Here is a 1,299-nt window from a genome sequence, read left to right as displayed (position 1 = left end):
TACCATGCTTTTAAGGTACCATTGACTTTACCATTTTTAAACGCATCTGCGAGTGTATCTGATGCAGCATATGCGTGACCGCCAAGCCCTAGAACTGCAATTGCAACCATACTTAATTTAGCAAGTTTCATATTATCTCCTTTTTTTTAAGAGTTCAATGCTTTACAAGTAAACCATTGAACTCCATTTATAGCGTTATACAACTTCTTTAATTATTTCTTCAAATCTTCGGCTAATTTTTTCTCAGCCTCTTCTTTTTTCTTATCTAACTTACCTTTGTAAAACTCATACTCAGGTTTGTAGTAGTTGAGCATACTTCTAAGCCCTTTATGCCCCACTTCTGCATGGCACGAAGCACATCCAATCTCATTCTTAGTACCTTCAAGGCTTGCATAATGCTCATGCATTTTACGACCTTGTTCACTAATAGATTCATTGGTTCTGTAGTTCGTATGACAGCCAAAACACGCTTCATCTTTGACAAAGTGTTGTCTGTTGGCACGATTTGCTTGCCAATCAATTTTATCTGGGTTACCAAAGAAGTGAATCGCTCCTTCAACAACGCCATTTCTCGCTTTTGTTGCAATGTAAGCAATAACATTTTCATGTGGTAAATGGCATGTTGCACAGGTGACTTTGATACCTGTTTTACCAGCTCCGCCATGTACATCATTTTCATACGCTGCAACCATTGGTTTCATCTCATGACACACGACACAAAACTTATCTCCACTCGTTCTGTGAAGTCCTTCATAAAGAATCCATGAACTGAGTAACCCTACCAAAACACCTACTAATGCCGTTAGCAAAATATTGCTTTTTATGATGAGAAATATTTTTTTGATCATGGTGTCGGCCTCATCCAAATCTTAACGTCATTGCTGTGACAGCTTAAACACATATTTTCTGACTTTTTGTGTTCAAAATGACACTCATCACAATAAAGTTTCGGACCATCGTGAATAGAGTTATGTGGATTAACATGTAATGCATCCATAAATTTAAGTCTGTCTGCCAAATACTGTTTTGTTTTATGGCACGACAAACAGCCTTTGTCGTCTATCGCTTTAAAATTTTCAGGGTCATCCCCTTGTCCTTCATGACAGTCAACACATTTAAATGCCAACTTCTCATGGTGAGGCTTCATGGGAAATTTTTCTTTGAGTTCAGGAGTGATCTTCAGCTGAGGAGATGAAGCTTTCACTTCACTCCCCACCAAAGACATCACACCGAGAATCAGAAAAAACCCTAGAGCTAAAAGAGTTTTTTTGCTACCCATGATTAGATGTTTTCTCCTGC

The 1,299-nt window shown here is 38.3% G+C and carries 2 protein-coding genes; both read right to left on the bottom strand.

The annotated features are described in order from the left end of the window. Positions 1-212 precede the first annotated feature (212 nt). Positions 213-848: a cytochrome c3 family protein gene (locus tag V7Q04_RS13125; protein ID WP_333805663.1), complete on the bottom strand. Its 636-nt coding sequence runs from the start codon at positions 846-848 to the stop codon at positions 213-215. Further along, on the bottom strand, positions 845-1,225 hold the full coding sequence (locus tag V7Q04_RS13120; RefSeq protein WP_333805664.1) for a cytochrome c3 family protein: 381 nt from the start codon (positions 1,223-1,225) through the stop codon (positions 845-847). Before V7Q04_RS13120 ends, V7Q04_RS13125 begins: the two co-directional genes overlap by 4 nt. Positions 1,226-1,299 lie beyond the last annotated feature (74 nt).

Origin of the sequence: Sulfurospirillum sp. (genome assembly GCF_036802865.1) — a bacterium.
Lineage (GTDB): Bacteria > Campylobacterota > Campylobacteria > Campylobacterales > Sulfurospirillaceae > Sulfurospirillum.
The sequence above is the reverse complement of the archived record's forward strand: the minus strand, read 5'-3'. Positions and strand labels throughout refer to the sequence as shown.

What these genes read in the sequence shown, in the direction of transcription:
- V7Q04_RS13120 (WP_333805664.1), bottom strand. Translation starts at nt 1,225, where the DNA reads ATGTCTTTGGTGGGGAGTGAAGTGAAAGCTTCATCTCCTCAGCTGAAG.
- V7Q04_RS13125 (WP_333805663.1), bottom strand. Translation starts at nt 848, where the DNA reads ATGATCAAAAAAATATTTCTCATCATAAAAAGCAATATTTTGCTAACG.